This window comes from Acidobacteriota bacterium (assembly GCA_028874215.1).
In the GTDB taxonomy this organism is placed as follows: domain Bacteria; phylum Acidobacteriota; class UBA6911; order RPQK01; family JAJDTT01; genus JAJDTT01.
Window position 1 is genome coordinate 94,458 of sequence record JAPPLF010000068.1, and the last position, 19,112, is coordinate 113,569.

10 protein-coding genes are annotated in these 19,112 nt (G+C 63.9%); all 10 read right to left on the reverse strand.

The genetic code is table 11. The features are described 5' to 3' along the window. Nucleotides 1-11 precede the first annotated feature (11 nt). Entirely contained in the window at nucleotides 12-917 is a 906-nt protein-coding gene (locus OXT71_13795) for a hypothetical protein (protein ID MDE2927464.1), read from the reverse strand. Between the two features lie 286 nt (nucleotides 918-1,203). Further along, complete coding sequence (dnaJ, locus tag OXT71_13800) at nucleotides 1,204-2,322, reverse strand: molecular chaperone DnaJ (protein ID MDE2927465.1); 1,119 nt, start codon at nucleotides 2,320-2,322, stop codon at nucleotides 1,204-1,206. A gap of 265 nt (nucleotides 2,323-2,587) precedes the next feature. Next, nucleotides 2,588-3,487: an alpha/beta hydrolase gene (locus OXT71_13805; protein ID MDE2927466.1), complete on the reverse strand. Its 900-nt coding sequence runs from the start codon at nucleotides 3,485-3,487 to the stop codon at nucleotides 2,588-2,590. Nucleotides 3,488-3,842: 355 nt separating this feature from the next. Next, the gene (locus tag OXT71_13810; GenBank protein ID MDE2927467.1) at nucleotides 3,843-4,088 is read right to left on the reverse strand and encodes an acyl carrier protein; all 246 of its coding nucleotides are present in this window, start codon (nucleotides 4,086-4,088) and stop codon (nucleotides 3,843-3,845) included. A gap of 161 nt (nucleotides 4,089-4,249) precedes the next feature. Beyond that, entirely contained in the window at nucleotides 4,250-6,127 is a 1,878-nt protein-coding gene (locus OXT71_13815; protein MDE2927468.1) for a type I polyketide synthase, read from the reverse strand. Continuing rightward, on the reverse strand, nucleotides 6,115-14,565 hold the full coding sequence (locus OXT71_13820; GenBank protein ID MDE2927469.1) for an SDR family NAD(P)-dependent oxidoreductase: 8,451 nt from the start codon (nucleotides 14,563-14,565) through the stop codon (nucleotides 6,115-6,117). The genes OXT71_13815 and OXT71_13820 overlap by 13 nt, the downstream gene beginning before the upstream one ends. A gap of 95 nt (nucleotides 14,566-14,660) precedes the next feature. Then, nucleotides 14,661-15,254 carry a nucleotide exchange factor GrpE gene (locus tag OXT71_13825; protein MDE2927470.1) on the reverse strand — a complete coding sequence of 198 codons (594 nt, stop codon included), beginning with the start codon at nucleotides 15,252-15,254 and terminating at the stop codon, nucleotides 14,661-14,663. A 138-nt stretch (nucleotides 15,255-15,392) separates the two neighbouring features. Continuing rightward, a complete protein-coding gene (gene hrcA, locus OXT71_13830; protein MDE2927471.1) occupies nucleotides 15,393-16,457 on the reverse strand; it encodes a heat-inducible transcriptional repressor HrcA in 1,065 nt (354 codons plus the stop codon). Nucleotides 16,458-16,493: 36 nt separating this feature from the next. Beyond that, complete coding sequence (locus tag OXT71_13835) at nucleotides 16,494-17,378, reverse strand: biotin/lipoate A/B protein ligase family protein (protein ID MDE2927472.1); 885 nt, start codon at nucleotides 17,376-17,378, stop codon at nucleotides 16,494-16,496. 15 nt (nucleotides 17,379-17,393) lie between these two features. After that, entirely contained in the window at nucleotides 17,394-19,025 is a 1,632-nt protein-coding gene (locus OXT71_13840; GenBank protein ID MDE2927473.1) for a trypsin-like peptidase domain-containing protein, read from the reverse strand. Between the last annotated feature and the right edge of the window lie 87 nt (nucleotides 19,026-19,112).

A 19,112-nucleotide genomic window follows, 5' to 3' on the forward strand; every position in this document is an offset into this window, starting at 1 on the left:
CCTCTTGGCGGCTAGAACGGAGACTTGAACTCTTTCGAAAGTCCGAAGACCACGCCGTAGGACGGGTCGGTGTCTCGCAGCCCGGCAAAGCCGCCCAGATCCAGGTAGATTCCTCCCACCCGGACCTCCAGGGCAATCCGCATCCTCTTTTGTTGCTCGGTTCCGATGCCCGATCGACTGGCAATGATGTCGGGTGACACCGGAATTCCCGTGTGGCGGCCGGACCCGGCCCTTCCGTAGAAATCGCCCACCAGATTGATCTTGGAAGTGATCGGGTAGATCATCCCCACCCCGTACAGGACCAGGTCGTCTTGGGCCGCCGCATCCAACGGATCCCCCAAGAGCGCGAGACCCATATTGATGAAGCCCCTCAGGCGGCCGAAACTCCGCTCCATGACGAGCGCGGAGAAGATGTTCGTCACGTCATTTCCGATGCCGGTCTCGTTCGATGCGATGGGAATCTGGGCGAGGAAGTGCAGTCCCATCGCCGGCCAACCGTTCTTCTCGTCCAGGAAACGGACCTTGGAACCGACGAAAAGGTCGCCATAGTCGCTGGTCGAGTTTCCGGAAAAGGCGAGTTTTTCCGTGTGCGGAGCGGGGAACCTCTCGGAAATGCCCAAGGATTCCTGAACGGTCCAGCCCATCTGGAGTTCGGCTTTGGGTCCGACCCCAAAGCGCAGATCGCAGACACCGGCGCGGGTCAAGTTCCCCTTCAGCCCCGAGAGCCGGAAAGTGGCGTCCTGGAAGTGCTCGAAGCCGAGTCCGAAGCGGGTCATTCCTTCGGGAACGGTGCTGGCGGGTTCCGTGTGCAGCGGACGTTCCTGAGCAAACAGGGATCCGGAGAGGAGGACGAGCGCCGGCAGGACCGCGATCCGCTTCATCCGGGGGAGTGTATGGACGCCTCCGAGGCGAGTCAACTTGCCCGCATTTCTCGCCAGGGGGCGTGACGATCGCGCAGGATTTTTGCCCTCAGCGCGTGCTCGCGACCGAGAGCGTAGTGGTGACTACGTTTGAGGGAGTACGTGCGCGCTGAGGGCGAAAAGACCAGCGAGCGCGCGCCCAGCGCAGTCTGTCCCGGAGAAACTATGGAAAAACCTCCGTAAATGTTCAAAAAAATCTTTTTCATCGTACGCATAGCGACCTGGTGAGAAATGCGGGCTAGGGCCAGACGCGGGACCGCGGACGATGGATGGCCGGCCGCTGTTAACCGAACACTTCCTTGACCTTGCCGAAGAAACCCTCGTTGTCCCGGCTCGACTTCTCGATGGTGTCCAATTGGAGCAGCAACTCCCGTTGTTCCCGGCTCAGCCGCTTCGGAAAGGTGACCTTGATTCTGACAAACTGATCCCCGCGGCCGTGTCCTCGAAGACTCATGACTCCGCGCCCCCTGAGACGGAAGACCGTACCGGGTTGCGTGCCTTCGGGCAGCCGCAATTTTTCCGTTCCCTGCAATGTCGGGACCACCAGTTCTGTTCCCAGCGCGGCCTGAACGAAACTCACCGGAACCTCGCAGTGAAGGTCGTTCTGATCCCGGCTGAAAAAGGGGTGTTCCTCGACGGAAAGGACCACGTAGAGGTCTCCCGAAGGTCCCTTGTTGGGCCCGGCCTCTCCTTCGCCGACGATGCGCAGCTTCGAACCCTGGTCCACGCCAGGCGGAATCTTGATCTCCAGGACCTTCTCCCGCTGAATCCGACCCGCCCCGTGGCACTGGCGGCACCGGTTCTTGACGATCCGTCCCGAGCCCTGGCATTGGGAACAGGTGCGGCTGATGGTAAAAAAGCCCTGCTGATAGCGTTGCTGGCCCTGACCTTGACAGGCCGGGCAGGTGACGGGACCGGTTCCGGGGTCGGCGCCGGAGCCGTTACACGGTTCGCAGGTCTCTTGTCTGGGAATCTTGATCTTGGTCGTGGCTCCGAAGACGGCGTCCTCGAATGAGATTCTGAAATCGTACCTCAGATCGGCGCCCCGGCGGGCCCGGGTCCCTCGGCCGGATCGTCCGCCGCCGAAGACGTCACCGAATCCGAACAGATCGCCCAGGATATCGCTGAAGTCGGCGAAGGGATCGCCGCTGAATCCTCCACCCGGGCCTCCCGCGCCGCTCACGCCGGCATGGCCAAAGCGGTCGTACTGGGTGCGCTTCTGCGGGTCGATCAGAACGCTGTAGGCTTCGGCGGCCTCCTTGAAACGCTCTTCGGCCTGTTTGTCTCCCGGATTCTTGTCCGGATGGTACTTGATGGCGAGCTTGCGGTACGCTGCCTTCAAGTCCTGCTGAGAGGCCTTGCGACCCACCCCCAGAACTTCGTAATAATCTCTTTTGGACAAAGCCGCTTTCTCCCTCTCCCAGCGGAGTCACGCCTCGGTTGCGATTCCCGATGAGCCGACGGTCGCCCTTAAAATAAGATCGTTGGCCGACCGATTCAAGGAACCCGATTTTTCATGCCGGACCGCACCCTTCCGCTGGGACGATCGGGTCAGCGTTTTTCCCAATCCGCGATCGCGCCGGGTGTGACGCGAAAAGGTACTTGGGGTGCAGGCTCCAAAGGCGCATTGAGACTTTCCGGCGCCCGCGTGCGGGTGACCGTTCGGATCAGGTTCGGATAATGGGATCGATAAATTCACGCATGGCCGCGACACACTGGTGCGGTTGTTCCAGTTGCAGCAAGTGGCTCGCTTCCGGAATGAAATCGTAGTCGACGGTCAGCATGTTGCTCATATCCATGGTGGGGAGGTAGGAGTACGGCAGCATCGGATCGGCCCCGATGACCTTGGTCGGGCAGCGAAGGGAATCAAGGTCCACGAGCACGGCAAACGCTCGCGCGTAGTCTACGAGTCGTGCTTCATATTCGGGTGGGCATCGAAGCTCGAATCCGTCTCCATCGGCACACTCCCGAAGCGTCGTCATGGCCACGAGATCGCAGACACCGGGCACGACACGTTGGAAGACCGGCAAATACGGAAGAAAGCCGGCAAACGCTTCCCTGGACTTGAAGCGGTCCGTCCGGCGCCGGGTCATGGCGGCGACCCGGGTCGCCGCCCGCTCGAATTCTTCGTAGCTGTCATCCGGCTTGCACAGGGGTGGGTCAAACAATACGCGCGCCGAGAATCCGCTTCCCCGTGTCGGTGACAAGAGCGTGATCAGAGCCGAAACGGAATGAAATACGCCGATTCGCGGCTTCTTCCCGAAATGGCCGTCGATCGCCTCAAGAAGCCGGTCGTGGTCACGAATCAGCGTCGGAATGTTCTGCTCTCGCAGATTGCCGACGGTATTCCACCCATGGTTTCTGAGGTCGTACATGACCAAGTCGAATTCGTCGGCCAGGAGTGACCAGAAAGGATAGTAGAGATCTATGGCCAATCCGTTGCCGTGGCTCAGGACAAGGCGCGGACCTGCCGGGTTTCCGTGACGTCTCAGCGTGATCGAGGTGACATCGTCCACGCGGACCTCGCAAGTCGAGAGCGGTTCGGGTATTTTCCACGCGTCAGTCAAGTCGGAGGTTTCCCCAATAAGTTGTCGCTGCGCCAGGAAAAGGCAAACTCGCCATTTGGGGCCGGGGTGGCGGCAGCGTTGCAAACGGACCCGGTGCCCCTTATCGAGCGAAGCTCAGTTGTCCGCCTCGGATGCTCTGTGGGGAGTCAGGTCGACGAGCAGGATGGAGATCTTACCGGCTGCCCTGAACGGACGCCGCGAACACTGATCTGCGATAACGGACATCGCCGGTTGAGCTTGTTCCACCGATCACGTATTGGAGGGGAATTCTGCCTGCGACGAATGACCCGGTGGACCGTACAGACGTCGGTGATCGTTACCCCGGGGGGCTGACTGTCTGCGGGTCCGGGAATGTTCAACCAGCGTGCGTATCGAGGTACTCGACTAACATCCCCACGGAACGAATCTTCGCACACTCTTCCGGAGGAATCGTGATGTTGAACTCCTTGGAGACGACCTGCATGAACGCAACGGCATCCATTGAGGAAACACCGGCCTCGATGAGGTTGGTGTTGAGATCCAAAGGTCGGCCCAACGGGCGTCCGTCCACTTCGAGATTCTCGTCGACGATTTGTCTGATACGTTCCTCGACTGAGGCCATAGTATTGATGCTTTCAAACAGTTTAGGAGAAGGAAATCGGCGGAAAAACTATCAGGAAGGGTTCCTCAAGTCAATCAATCGCTTCCGGATCACTCTTTCCCGTTGGACGGGTTCGCGTCAAACGCCTTGCCGTCCCGAACCCCTTGGAGAATGCGTCAACGTCACGAGGTGGAAGCACTCTGCCTCGGCGCTCTGAACCAGTAGTGCCGTCGTTGAAATGGATAGACAGGCAGAGAAATCCGGCGCCGGACCTCTCCCGCAAACAGCCCGGCAAAGGAAACCGCAAGACCGGCCTCGTACGCTCCTGCAACGGCCTCCACAAAGCAGCCGTCACATTCGTTCGCCGATTCCTTCCCGGAGGGGCGCCGCATACTCCGTAGCACGGCCGGTGCACGATTCGACTCCCCGCCCGGTGGGTGAGGCCAGGACCTGACGACCTTCGGCCCCAATATGGCATCGGGGCCAATTTCCAAAATGGCGTCAACACCAAGTCGTTTCAGTGTTCGGACGCAATTGCCGAATCGTGCCGGTTCATTCGTCTGCCGGCGCCAGTACTCGCCGTCTGCCGCCTCGGTTGGCTCCATGACACGGCCTGTCGCGCCGCTGACCACGGCGCGCGACGGCGGCGCGAACGTGATTCCCCGCAAGAATGCGTCCGGATTCTCCAACCCGGGTGCCGCTGCCCTCCCTTGCGGCCGGGTCGCCGGCAGCGGAGTCCTCGCCATTGCCAATCGAAGCCCTTCCTCCAAGCTCATAACCGCTGCGGCCTGCGCCGCCGCCAATTCCCCTACGCCCTGGCCGAACACGACTCTGGGCTGGATCCCCACGCTTGACCACAGCGCCGCAAGTGCACATTCCAGTGCATATACGGCTGGCTGCGCCCACGAAGCCCGGTCCGAATCTCCGCCCGGACCGGACCGTCCGAACATCACGTCCAACAGCGAATACCCCCGTTGTTCCCGCAGCATTTCATCACAGCGATTCAGCACCGCCCGCACCACCGGCTCGCTGTCATACAACGCCTGGCCCATGCCGATCCACTGACTGCCCTCCCCGGTGAACACGAACGCCACCTTTTTGGCTGTCAACGGCTCGGGACTCTCGTTTCCTTCGGCGATGGCCTTCAGTCCGGTACGCAACGACGGAGCGTCGTGGAATACGACTGCGGCCCGGTAATCAAAATGACTACGACCCAGTCCCGCCGTCCACGCCATATCCGCAAGCATCGCCTCTTCGGCCGCTGACGAAGTCAGCTCCCCGGTCCGCTCGTCGAACCAGCTCGCGTACCTCCCCGCCAGTTTCCGCAGGGCACCGCCGGACTTCCCGGACAAGGGCAGGAGCCGGAGCCCGCGCGCCCGGAATTCTCCTTCCTCCGGTAGCGGCAGGTCCGACAGCGGCTCGGGAAGAGAAACGGCGACCGTCCGCCCGGAACCCGCCGGTGGAGATCCGGAGTTCGAATCGTCGCCATTGGTTGTTCCGTACCCTTCCACGACGATGTGGGAGTTCGCTCCCGAAACCCCGAACGCGCTGATTGCTGCCCGCGGCGGCCGATCGGCGTGACGAGGCCAGTCCGTCGCCTCGGAAGTCACCTTTACAGGGAGCCGGTCCCATTCCACGTTCGGGTTCGGGTTGTGGAAGTGCAATTGCTTTGGAATCACCCCCTGCTTCATGGCGAGGAGTACCTTGATGAGTCCGGCAACGCCGGCAGCCGTCTCCAGATGGCCGATATTGCCCTTGACCGAGCCGATCAACAGCGGGCTGTCCGCTTCACGTCCCTTGCCGTACACCGCCGCTGCCGCCTGCACTTCAATCGGGTCGCCCAACGCCGACCCGACCCCGTGGGCCTCGAGGTAGTCGACGTCCGGTGGAGACACTCCCGAACGGGACAGCGCCTCCTCGATCACCCGTTCCTGTGCCGGACCGTTGGGGACCGTCGGTCCAGCGCTTGCCCCGTTTTGGTTGACCGCCGATCCGAGGATCACGCCCCAGATGCGGTCGCCGTCGGCCTGCGCCCTTTCGAGCCGCTTCAGGACGACCATTCCGCAGCCTTCCCCCGCACGAAGCCGTCGGCGGAGGCATCGAATACGTTGCACCGGCCTGCCTTCGACAACATACCCATGTCCGCCATCGCCCTCGTAATCTCAGGCGACAGGATTGCACTCACGCCTCCTACGAGCGCCAGGTCCACTTCATCCTGGCGCAAGCTCGCGACCGCGTGGTGTACCGCGACCAGCGACGACGCGCAGTTGAGTTCCACCGGTATCGTCGGCCCCTCAAGTCCCAGATGAAATGCGACGCGTCCGACGGTCATGCTGGCGGCGTTGCCCAGGTAACTCACGCCGTAGTCGTTCTTCGCCATCAGGTCCCGGTATTCGCTGGTAGCGATACCGGCATAGACTCCGGTGCGGCTGCCCCGCAAGCTGGCCGGATCTATCCCGGCATCCTCGAGAGCCTGCCAACTCGTCTCCAGAAGCATGCGCTGCCGCGGGTCCATCATGCGCGCCTCGATCGGCGCAACCCGGAAGAATCTCGCATCAAAAGTCTCGATCTCTTCCACGAACCCGCCCCGGCAGTAGGCGGCATATTCCGGCGGAAGGTCTCCGGCAAGATCGCTCCAGTTGTCGGAACCCGGGCGCCGGTCGGTCACCGCGTCCGCGCCGGCCTCGAGCTGGCGCCAGAACGCTTCATGATCCGGAGCGCCGGGGAAGCGGCACGCCACGCCCACGATCGCAATGGCGTCTCCCTCAGCTTGATACGCCGGACGTTGCTCAGGCCCGGGTTGAGGCTCCGGTACGGGTTCACCCTCAACTTGGGCAAGCTCTTCGGCGAGATGACGGGCCAGGGTAGCGATGTCGGGGTAGTCGAACACGATGGTGTTGGACGCGGTGTACTCCTCGGCAAACGCCCGGTTCAGCCGGTTCCGCAACTCCACGGCCATCAGGGAGTCCATCCCCAGATCGAAGAAACCTACGGTCGGCGCCGGTTCCGATGGCAGCCGCAGGACGGATTGCACCTCCGCCTGCAGGAACGCCACCAGCACCTCTTCGCGCTCCACGACGGGCGATTCCCGCAGCCGGGAGAGCACGTTTCTGGTTGAGCCGGAGGCATCCCCGCCGGCATCGGCCGTTGTCGACAGCAGATCTTCCAGCAGTGGTGGACGGTCCTCGACAGCCTCTTCGAATACCGACCAGTCCATGGACATCACAACGGAATGCGTGACGTCTTGGCGCACCAGCCGGTCGAATGCCCTGAGGCCCTGCTGAGGAGTAAACCAGCGGCCGCCGAGCGCCGATCGTTGCCGGTCGATCCGCTCCCGTTGTTCCGCCGCCTCGCCGATTTCCGACCAGGCCCCCCAGGCGATGGCCTGCCCCGGGAGCCCCAGCGCCCGGCGGTGACCGGCCAGTTGGTCCAGAAACGCATTGGCGGCGGCATGGTTGGCCTGTCCCGGATTGCCCATAACGCCGACGCGGCTGGAGTAGAGGACGAACATGTCCAGGTCGCGGTCGACGGTGGCGCGATGCAGGTGCCAGGCCCCCAGTATTTTCGGCCAAAGAACGGTTTCGAACCTCTCCCAGGTCTGGTTGGTGAGCGCACCGTCGGACAGCACCCCGACGCTGTGGATCACGCCGCCCAAGGGGGGCAGTTCCTGGTCCACGCGCGCCAGCATTGCGTCCACGGCATTCCCGTCCGTCACATCCGCCAACTCGACATGGACCGTTGCCCCGCGTTCCCGGAGCGCCCGGATCGCTTCTTCGGCGTCGGCTTCGGGCGCGCGTCGTCCATTCAGCACGATGGCCCCGGCGCCACGGTCCGCCAGCCAGCCGGCGACGGCGCATCCGATCCCGCCCAGACCGCCGGTCACCAGGTAGGTCCGGTCCCGGCGCAACCGGTTCCCCATGAGCGGCGGCGTGGTCACCACGATCTTCCCGAGGTGCCGGGCCGACCGCATGAAGCTCAGCGCGGCTCCGGCTTCGGCCAACGGCCACCGGCTGTGGACGATGGGTTTCAGTTCGCCCGCCCCAAGGCGCTCCATCACTCGCCGAAGGACCCTCCCGACCCATGCGGGATCGGTCTTTTTCAGAACATCCAGTTCCAGGATGGAGTAGGGGACGTCGGGACGCACCGCCGCCATCTCGTCTTCGCTGAGGATGTCCCGTCTGGCCATCTCCACGAAGCGGCCACCGTGCCTGAGACAGGACAGACTCGCGTCGATGAAGCCCTCTCCCGTCAGACTGTTCAGCACCACGTCCACGCCGCTGCCGCCGGTGGCTTCCAGAATCTCCTTCCCGAACGCCGTCTGGCGGCTGTCGAACACGTGTTCCACACCCAGCGACTTCAAATAAGCCTGCTTGCGGGCGCTGGCTGTGGCGAAGACCTCCGCTCCCGCCGCCTGCACCCACTGGATGGCCGCCAAACCCACCCCGCCGGCGCCGGCGTGAATCAGTACCCGTTCGCCGGCCTTCAGGCCGGAGAGCTCAAAGGACAGCGCGGCCGATACGAACGCGCTCGGCACCGTCGCCAGTCCAGTCACCGAAAACCCTGCCGGGGCGGGGGCCACCAACTCTTCGTGGGTGACCATTTCCGGAGCGAACGCACCGAATCCCAGACCAACCACGTGGTCTCCGGCCGATACCGTGGATACCTCGGAGCCCACGTCCAGGACGTAGCCGCACATCTCCCGGCCCAACCGTCCCTCCTCGATAAAGCCGAGCGAACGAAATACGTCCCAGAAGTTCAGCCCGGCCGCTTCCACCGAGATGCGTACTTCCCGCGGCTCCAGTGAATGCTCCGGCAGCGGCTGGACGTACGGTTGATCGAAGACACCGCTCGTGTCCGGAGCCAGGACCCAGCCCGGCTCCTGGGGCAGGGCCAGGCGCTCCGCCTCCGATTCCGCCCGAACCAGCCGTGCGATTTGACGCCGTCCCCATCGGTACGCGATGTGATTCTCCGGGTCGGGATACATCAACTCATTGACCAGGTCCGGCTCGGCCGCCCTCTCGCCGGGATCCAAATCGATCATCCTCGGCTGTAGATGCGCTGCTTCCCGGGCCACCCCTTTGCCGAAACCCCAAAGGGCTGCGCCGGCAAGTTCGCCGCCCAGCTCACGCTCCAATACCTGGGCCCCTCGAGTGAGAAACCACATCCCCTTTACAGGCGTCAGATCGGAGTCGCCCGCGCCTTGCACCATGGCCAACGCGCTCGCTCCCGCGTGTCTCACGTCCGCCGCGATTTCTTCCGGGGTCGCTTCCGCACCGTGACCGTCCAGGGCCGCGAGATGCACCATGCCGTTGAACGGAACGTCCCGGGGCAGGCTGTCGATCAGCGAACTCCACGACTCCCGCCGGCCCATGTCCAACGCTGTTTCAAAAACCCCGGGACCGGGCGTTCCCGGCCACCCGTTTCCCGACGATTCGCTGTCTACGAGCAGGACTGTCTGGTTCCGAGCCGCCAAATCGGTTGCCAGCTTCGCCGCCGCGCCGCCCCGGTCTGCTCCCAAGACCCACACGCCTCGCGGTTCCGTCGCCACGGCCGGGCCTCTGGCCACGATAACGCCCTTGTCCGGCGTCCTGGTCGCATCGGACTCGTCCACTCCCAGGACCTCCACTTCTTCGAAACCGGCGTCCCCAAGTGCTCGTCGCCACACCGCGGGGCTTGCCAGGGCGTGGTGCGGACGGTAGTCGTCGGCAAACCGCCACCAGCCGTCCAACTGTCCGAAAGTCAGGTCCATCCAACCCAAACCGCTGAGGTTCTCCAGTGCGATCAACTGGCCGGATGGCGCGAGAAGCTGCCGGCAGTGCCCCAGGGTTTCTTCGAGGTGCCGCGTGGCGTGCAGCACGTTGGATGCGAGCAGCACGTCATAGCCGTGGGCGTCGAAGCCCTGGTCGACCGGGTCTTTTTCGATATCCAGCGGACGGTATTCGATACACCCGCCGGCGTCGCCGAAACGCTCCTCCGCTTCGGCAAAGAAGCCCGCCGAGATGTCGGTGTACATGTAGTCGAATCGCCCTTCCGGGAGTTCCGGAAGCACCGATGCAGTCGCCGATCCCGTGCCGGCCCCGACCTCGATCACCCTGAGTCGCCTTCCGTCGGGCAGCGCCGCCACGAGTGCCTGAATCGCCTCCTTCAGCATCCGGTTCGCCGCGCGCGCCACCGGGGCTTTCAGGTACAGGTCAGCCGGGGTCGGGTCTCCGCTGCTGAACAGGAGCGTCAGCGGGTCCAGTTGGCCCCGAAGCACGTCGGCGAGGGCGTCGCCCGAGCGCCGGAACAGCCCCACTTCAATCAAACCGTGAGGGAATCGTCCGGCCATCGCCGTGTCATGTCCCTCGGGGTCCGGAGGCATTCCTTCCGGCCAAGGGTCACCCGATCCCACCAAGACGACGAATCTGTCGCCCTCTTCCGCCAATACTCCCGATTGGGCCAACATTTCGAGCATTCGGCGGAAGAGTTTTTTATGCTCGCCGATGACGTTCAACTGCTTCCGCAAGTCGTCGGGAACCACGACCGCTCCCACCGTGCGCCGCCAACCCAACTTGTCCAGCGTCAAAAGCGCATAGGATCGTGACCATCGCTCCAGATCCGTCAACAGGGCGTCCCGGTCGTCGGGGTCGACCCCCGCGTCCGTCAGGTAATCCGAAAACATCTGCGAGGCGCCCTTCACCGACGTCGGGCCCGGAAAGAAATCCGCAGACAGCAGTCCCGGTGGAAGGGCGCGTTCGCGCCACACAATCTCGTAGAGGAGTTCCTTTACCCCTTCGACCGCCGAGAGAAGCGCCGCACGCGTCGCCCGCTTCACCGTGTACCCGCTCAGCCCACCAAGCAGAACGCCGTTGGGATCGTAGAGGCGCAATTCGCCGCTCAGTACTTCCGGCGGCTCGCCCGCTGCCGCATCCGCCTCGCGGGACGCCTCGCTCATGCGCACGTGGCAGAACACCCGATCCGGAAGCTTCCCGGTGGTCAGCCACAGCCGCTCCCAACCGAAGGGCAGATAGGTGACGGAACCGTAGGGTCCGGTCAAGTTGCGCGCCGCGCCTACGACCTGAAAACAACCGTCCAGCACCAGCGGGTGAACATCCAGCCCGTTCCGGCCGAGGCCTTCAGGGAAGGAGACCTCGCCCAACGCCTCGCCCGCCCGGGACCACAATCGGCGCAACGTCCTGAAGCAGGGGCCCAGATCGACGCCGGTACCCGCCCTGGCGCGGTAATAGGCGGCCACGTCCGACGGCAACAGCCTGGCCTTCAGGCCTTCCAGATCGATCCGCCGTCCGGTTTCGGGGGTGGATGCGCCGGGCGACATGCGACCCTCCACATGGACCGTCCATTCCCCTTCGCTCCCTTTACTGTAGATCCGGACACCACGGGACGACGCCCCCTCGGCAGCACTGAGCACGACCTGCAACGTCCGGCCGGGTTCGCCCGTCCCGTTCTCCGAACCCTCCTCCGGGAGGACCAACGCGTTGTGAAGTTGCATCTCCTCCAAGATCACCGGACCTCTCCCCTCGGCGAGAGAGGCCGAAACCGCCATCGCTCCGTAGAGCGCACCCGGCGCCACAATCCGGCCGAACACGCGGTGATCGTCGAGCCACGCGGGATCCGAAGGGAAGATTTCCGTTTCGAAGGTTGTCTCGCCGCGCGCGGATTCGTGCCGGATTCCCAGCAAGGGGTGCCCTGTGGTCCTGGACCGTCGCTTCGGCGCCTCGAGCCAGTGGCGTGTGCGTTGGAACGGATAGCCCGGCAACGAAATCCGCCGCCGGGACTCGCCGGCGAACAGCCCCTCGAAACGAATCGGGAGTCCCGCCTCATACGCCTCCGCGACGGCATTCACGAAGCCGCCGCTTGCGGCGCCCGGTGCGTTCCCGGACGGCGGGCGCAAGCTTGACACGACCCCCGGCGCCGTCGTCCCGGCCGACTCCGGCCAGGCGGAGAGCACCATTGGAGCCAAAATCGAGCGCGGGCCGATCTCGATCACCAGATCCACGCCGAGACCCGCCAGCGTCCTGACGCCGCGGGCGAATGCCACCGGCTGCCTGGCGTGCCGTCTCCAGTAAGATCCGTCCAGCAACCGGGCAGTCTCCACTGCGCGGCCGGTGAGATTGCTGACCATGGACAGGATGGGAGGTTGGATCGCCACGCCGTCAAGGGTCGTTTCCAGTGCGTCGAGGATCGGCTCCACCAAGGCGCTGTGGAACGCCTTGGCCGTGTTCAGGCGCCTGACCCGGACTCCCTCCGATTCAAGGCGCTCCGAGATGGCATCGATTGCCGTGACCGTACCGCTGACCACCTGATGGGTCCCGTTGTCTGCGGAGATATTCAATTCGAGGGGGGAAGTCGTAGTCTGCAATGCTTCGACGGCTGCGGCCACTCGTGCCGGCGGTGCGAACACCGCTGCCATGGCGCCCTCTGCCATTTCCGACATCAATGCGCCCCGAGTGCAGGCGAACCGCATGCCGTCTTCCAGGCTGAAGACTCCCGCCGCCTGCGCCGCCGCCAATTCCCCGATACTGTGTCCTACCACCACCGCGGGACGGACACCCAAACTCCACCACAGCCCGGTGAGCGCGCATTCCAGGGCGTACAGGGCCGGCTGCTCCCAAGCCGTGTCACCCAGCGTTCCGTCATCTCCACACCGGCCGAACATCGTGTCCAGGAGAGAGGCCTCCCTCTCCTCCCGGAATACCGCCTCGCACCGGTCCAGAATGGCCTGAACCACCGGTTCGGTCTCGTAGAGCGTCCGCCCCATGCCGGCCCACTGGCTCCCCTGTCCGGTGTAGGCGAACGCCACCCTGGCCGCTGCTTTCGACACCGAGTCTCCGACGGACCCCGCCAGAACAGTGAGCTGTTCCCGCAAGTCGCTGGCGTTGCGGAAGACGACTCCCGCTCGGCAATCGAAATGACTTCGCCCCACGCCCGCCGTCCACGCCATGTCCGAGAGCGTCGGTCCCGACGCGGCGCCTTCGGTGGACACGCCCGGCTGATCGTCGAGCCACGAAAGATACCGCTCCGCAAGTTCACCGAGCGCGGTATCGGACTTTCCCGAGAGGGGCAGGAAACGGGTGCGGCGGGGCGCGGCGCTCCCCGGTAACTGCAGGCCCGGCATGTTCCCCGGGAGCGAAACCGCCACCGGCTGGGCTGAGCCGGCACTCGTATGGCCGTTGGCGGAAACCCCGTCCGGCGCCTCGTACTCTTCCACCACGAGATGGGCGTTCGTCCCGGAGATTCCGAAGCAGTTCACCCCCGCGAGCCGCGGCTGTCCAGGACTTCGCGGCCAGTCCATCATCTCCGACGTCACCCGCAGCGGCAGACGATCCCAGTCGACGCTCGGGTTGGGATTGTGGAAATGCAGATGCTTCGGAATGACACCCCGGTTCACCACCAGTGCCGCCTTGATCAGTCCGGCGACTCCTGCAGCCGACTCCAGGTGGCCGATGTTGGTTTTTACGGAACCCATCAGAAGTGGCTGGTCGGTGTTGCGTCCCCTGCAGTAGACATCGGCCACGGCGTCGATCTCGATGGGATCGCCCACCGCCGTCCCGGTCCCGTGTGCCTCCAGGTATTCCACATCCGATGCGGCGACCCCGGCCTGCGAGAGCGCCTCCTCCATGACCGTAACCAGCGCCGGTGTGTTCGGAACCGTCAGTCCCACACTGGCCCCGCCGTGGTTCACGGACGCACCCCGGATCACCGCCCAGATCCGATCGCCGTCGGCCTTCGCCTCGCTCAGGCGTTTGAGGACCACGATCCCGCAGCCCTCACCCCGCACGTAACCGTCCGCCGAAGCATCGAAGGTCTTGCACTGGCCGGCAGGGGACAGCATCATCGCTTCGGCTCGGAGTTCGTAAATGCGACCGTTCAGGATGGCCTGCACACCGCCGGCAATGGCCAGATCCGCCTTGCCGTGCTGCAGATCCGCCACCGCGTCGTGTATTGCCACCAGAGCCGACGCGCAGGCGGCGTCCACGGCCTTTGCCGGCCCCCTGAGGCCCAGTACGAAGGAGACCCGGCCGGCGGCACCGTTCAGGTTCGTTCCGCTGAGGGCGTACAGGCATCCGGCAGCCTCGGAGGGTTTGGCCGATTCCACGACCAGCATGCGGTATTCGTCGTTGCTGATCCCCGCGTAGACGCCGGTGCGGCTCCCTTTCAAACGGTGCGGATCGATCCCCGCGTCCTCGAGAGCCTGCCAGCTCACCTCCAGCATCATGCGCTGCTGTGGGTCCAGCAGTTGAGCCTCCACCGGGGATATCCGGAAAAACGAGTCGTCGAACCGGTCGATGTCGTCCACGAAGGCGCCGAAACGGCAGCCTTCGCTCTGCACCGCATCGTCGCCGAAGATCTGGCCCCAGCGCCCGACCCCCGAACCGGGGACCCCTTCGCTGACGGCATTCCCGCCGGCTTCAAGCAGGCGCCAGAAGTCCGACAGGTGCGCCGCGCCGGGAAACCTGCATGCCATTCCCACGATGGCGATGGGCTCTCCGGAACTCATGCCCGTTCGGTTTTCCGCAGCATGTTCGTCGAGTGGTCTTTCTGACGGTCCTAAATCGCCGTCATGTCCCATCATGTTCTCCCCTCTGGCGCAGACTATGACTCTTCAGGCGGCGGCATGGCCACCTTGACCTGGGCCGCCCTCAGGAGCTTGTCCCGGATGAGATAACCGGGCCGGTATTCCTCGAGCACGGTGCCTTCCTCATGGTCCCGGGTGAACTCCCGCAGCACCGCCTCGTGGACCCTGGGGTCGAACTGGCTGCCGACTCCGGGAGCGGTCGTCACCTGGAACTTCTCCAACAAGGCCTTCATCTGCTCGGCGAACAGCCGGTAGCCCTCCAGGTACGGCGTGAAGGCAGGGTCCGGATCGGCCGCCGACAGGATTTCCAATCCCTTGGCACAGGCGTCCAGTATGGGAAGCAGCTCCAACACCAGGTCGGACTGTCCCTGAACCCGCGCTTCGAACCGGTTCTTCTCCGTCCGCTTGCGGTAGTTGTCGAACTCAGCCTGTTTCCGGAGCAGCAGATCGTAGTATTCGTCGCGTTGCCGGGCGAGGTCCTCGAGAGCCTCTTCGTAGACCGACTCGGCGGTCTCGTCCGAAGTGGAGTCCTCCGGCGGCAATTCCCGGTCTTCTTCGTCCCGGGAGTCTTCAATCTGATTCTGGATGTCTTCCGGTCGTTCCATGGTCATCAACTCTTCGTCGTCGTTTAGATGGCGCCGATCGTAACCGCCAACCGTTGCAATTCAGGGGTGATCGTATCTGGTTGGCGGCGGTCCGAAAACGGCTCCGCTGCTCAGGGCGCAGGTTGATGGGTTGACGGAGGCGGCTCAGGCCCCGCTCAAGATCTGACCGAAGAGCCGGGCCACATAGCCGACCAAGCTGATCCCCCTGTCGTACTTCATCCGCCTGGGGCCGAGAATCCCCAAGCTGCCCGCCACTCGTTCCCGGTAGAGATAGGGTGAGGAAATCATGGCCCAACCCCGCATCTCGGGGATATGGCGATCCAGATCCAGCGTCACACTTGGAGCGGGTTGGTCCGCATCAAGGCGCTCGATGAGAACCTCGGCCAATCGGCTCTTTTTCTCCATGGTTCTGAACAGGCCGGCCGCCCGATCCTGATCGTTCAACTCCGGTTGTCGAAGCAGCCGCGAGGTCCCGCCGAAATAGACTTGGGAATCACTCCCCGGGTTACGCCTCGACCTGACCAGACTGGCCGTCCCCAGGCGGATGGCGTCGTTGCGGGGACGGCTGTCCTGCGCGGTACGGGACTCGAGTCTCCGCAGTTCGCGGCGGATCTGGGAAAGGGTCTGTCCCTCGAATTGGTCTTGGAGGCAGAGGCCGGCGCGGTCCAGGTCCTCCTGGCTCAGGCGGCGGCCGGTCGCGATCAGACGGCTCTGAACCAACCCCGCTCGAGTCACGAGTATGGCCAAAATCCGGCGGGACGAGATCCTGACAAACTCGATCCGTTTCAGGACCGACACCGACTGAGGCGGGGCCATGACGAACCCCAGATTGTTGGAAAGCCGGGAAAGAATCTGGGACGTCTGGATCATGAGATCGCCGGGGTCCGTCTCCTGCTCCAGCATCTCCCGGATGCGGGCCACCTGGCGGTTGGGCAGGTCCGGAATCCGCTCCAAGCCATCGACATGGAACTGGATCGCTTTGCTCGTGGGGACCCTTCCCGCGGACGTGTGCGGTTGATTCAGGAATCCTGCCTGCTCCAGCCGGGCCATCAGAGCTCGAATGGTAGCGGGACTGATCCCCTCCTGATGGAGAGACGCCAACCTCTTGGAGCCGACCGGAAGGCCGGTTCGAATGTACTCGAGGACCAGCAGCTGAAGCAGTTGGTGAGCGCGTTGAGTGAGTTCCGCGGAAGGCTTACTCTTCGTCATCACGAGCCGGCAAATCTGTCGCGAATCGCCGGGATTTTATAGCACAACGGCTTGGCCGGAGGCAATGCCCAGAGACCACTCCCGGGAGTCGTCGATCGTCTCTTGGAAGCGGATGCCGAACACCTTCTGAAAGCCCCGAATCAGCGCTTGGGACAGATCGTCGAAGGAGACCGGCCGGCCGGCGGCTTCCGACACGCCGATGGTCTTCGACCTGAGAAACTCCGCGTCGACTCCCAGGGCGGCGGCCATGAGATCGTAGTGAATCACCAAGGGAATCGAACCATGCTGCAGAAAGCTGCGCTTCGTCTTCTTCTGGGCGCTCCCCACCATCTTTCTGGCGCCATGGACGAGCTCATGCCGTGAAGGCGCCACGAAACAGGGCTTCTGGGCCCGTGACAGGTCCCTGTCCAGGAGTGAGTCTCCCGGCGCCGCAGCGGGGTGGATTCCCAGCCGGGACAACCCGGTCCGCAACGCCGACGAAATCCTGCCGTGGATCCTCCGGACGCTCCGCAGCGGAAAATGACGTCTGTCGTTGGAGGTCACCATGTAGGTGAGTTCGTCGTGGTGGAACACGGCGCGGCCGCCGGTGGGACGACGGACCCAGGGGATGCCGTGGGCTTGGCAATAATCCTTGGCGAAGGCCAGCTCGGGTGTCTGATGACAACCCAGCGAGACGGTCGGTTCCCTCCAGCCGTAGAAACGGACCAGCGTCACGGGGCGGCGGCTGCGCTCGGTGAAGTGCTGCAGCCGCCGGTCGATCCGCATGTTGGAAGCGCCGTCCAGCGACGGACTCACCACGCAGAACCAATTTTGGGAGGCCACGATGTCAGTCGGGGTCAATGGGACGAGCCCTTGGCCGCGCCGCAGGCCGGTCCGGGGAGGATCCAACGGCGGGTGGATCCTCCCCGGATGGCCGGGCATGGATGGAGGCCGTCCTCAGGGCTTGCGAAACGAGACGTAACGCACGGATGGTTTTCGGTTCTGATTGATGCTGATGACACGGAGGATGATGGCTTCGTCGGCCCCGATTTCGTCGATGGTCTCCTTGAACTCCCGATCGGTCTGCACCGCTTCTCCGTTCACGTGGGTGATGATGTCGAAACGCCTCAGGCCTGCCTCGTCACCGAGACTGCCGGGCCAGATTTCGGTGATGAAGACTCCACCCTCCTCGTCCAGGCCCAGTTGGTCGGAATCACGGGGATTCAACGTCCGCCACCGCAGTCCGATCTCTTTGCGCCGTTTTTCCTGGTCCTCCTCCTCTTCGAAGGAAAGTCCTCCGGCCTCCGACCGTTCCTGAGCCTCCATGGTGCGTTCCGCCAGCATCACCGTGAAGTTCTTCACTTCACCCCGGCGAACCACGACCACGGGAAGCGCGTCGCCGGGGGGAGTGTTGGCCACGGTCACACGCAGGTCGAAGTTGTTTTCCACCTCCTGGTCTCCCAGCCTCACGATGATGTCCTCTTCCCGGATACCTGCGTCGTATGCCGGTCCGGTCTGGTTCGGCTCGCCTCTCTCATCCACCAATTGCGTGACCAGCACGCCGTCACCGTCCTTGATTCCCTCCGGATCCTCGCCGGACACTCCGAAATACTCGGCCATCTCCGGGTTCAAGGGCCGGTCGTTCATGGAGATCCCCATCCAGCCCCGTTCGATCTTCCCCTTGCTCACGAGCTGGTTGTAGGAGTTGACGAAGACTGTGGACGGGATGGCGAACCCGACCCCCTGCGATCCGCGGGAACCGGAGACGATGAGCGTGTTGATTCCCACCACCTCACCCGACATGTTCACCAGCGGGCCGCCGCTGTTGCCCGGATTGATGGCGGCGTCAGTCTGAATGAAGTCCCCGAACGCCGTTGCCATGACCGGACCGCCGATGACTCGCGCCGTCGCCGAGACGATCCCCGCGGTGATGGTCTTGCCCACGCCGAAAGGATTGCCGATGGCCAGCACCCACTCGCCGATCCGAAGGTCGGTGGCATCGCCTACCGGGACGAAGGGCAGAGGTTCCGGAGCCTCGATCTTGATCACCGCAAGGTCCGACTCGTGATCGACGCCCACGACCTCGGCAGTGTGGGTCTCCCCCGTATGGAGGGTCACGGAGATCTTGTCGGCTACCCGCCGCCCACCTGTCTCCTGGACCGGCGCGATCACATGGTGGTTGGAGAGGATGTATCCCTGGCTGTCGACGATCACCCCCGACCCCAGGCTGGTCCGCCGGGCCGGTCCCCGGGGCATACGGTTCCAGAACTCGTCTCCGAAGAATTCCCGCAACTCCCTCTGGCGCCGCTCCATGTTGACGATGGAGGTGGTGTTGATGTTGACCACCGCCGCCTCCACCGACTCGGCCACCCGGGTGAAACCGTCCGTCAAACTGCCGGCGTTGGCCGCGGCAAGCGGTTTTCCCCGTCCCTCAGGAGTCTTCAGCCGGGACTGCGACTCTTTCTCCGTGCTGGAGACACCGTCGAGAACGAGCACGGTTCCGATGGCGATGCCCACGACCAAAGCGGCCAGGAGGGCGAGAAATCCGACACCGGTCCGGTATCGAAAAAGGGTGTTTCGCAAGGTCATGCTTCTATTCCTCCGCTCGAATTCGAATCGCGATCGACTGTCTCTTCTTTCGTAAGGTTATACGCTGGCTCTCCGGCCGGGGTTCAC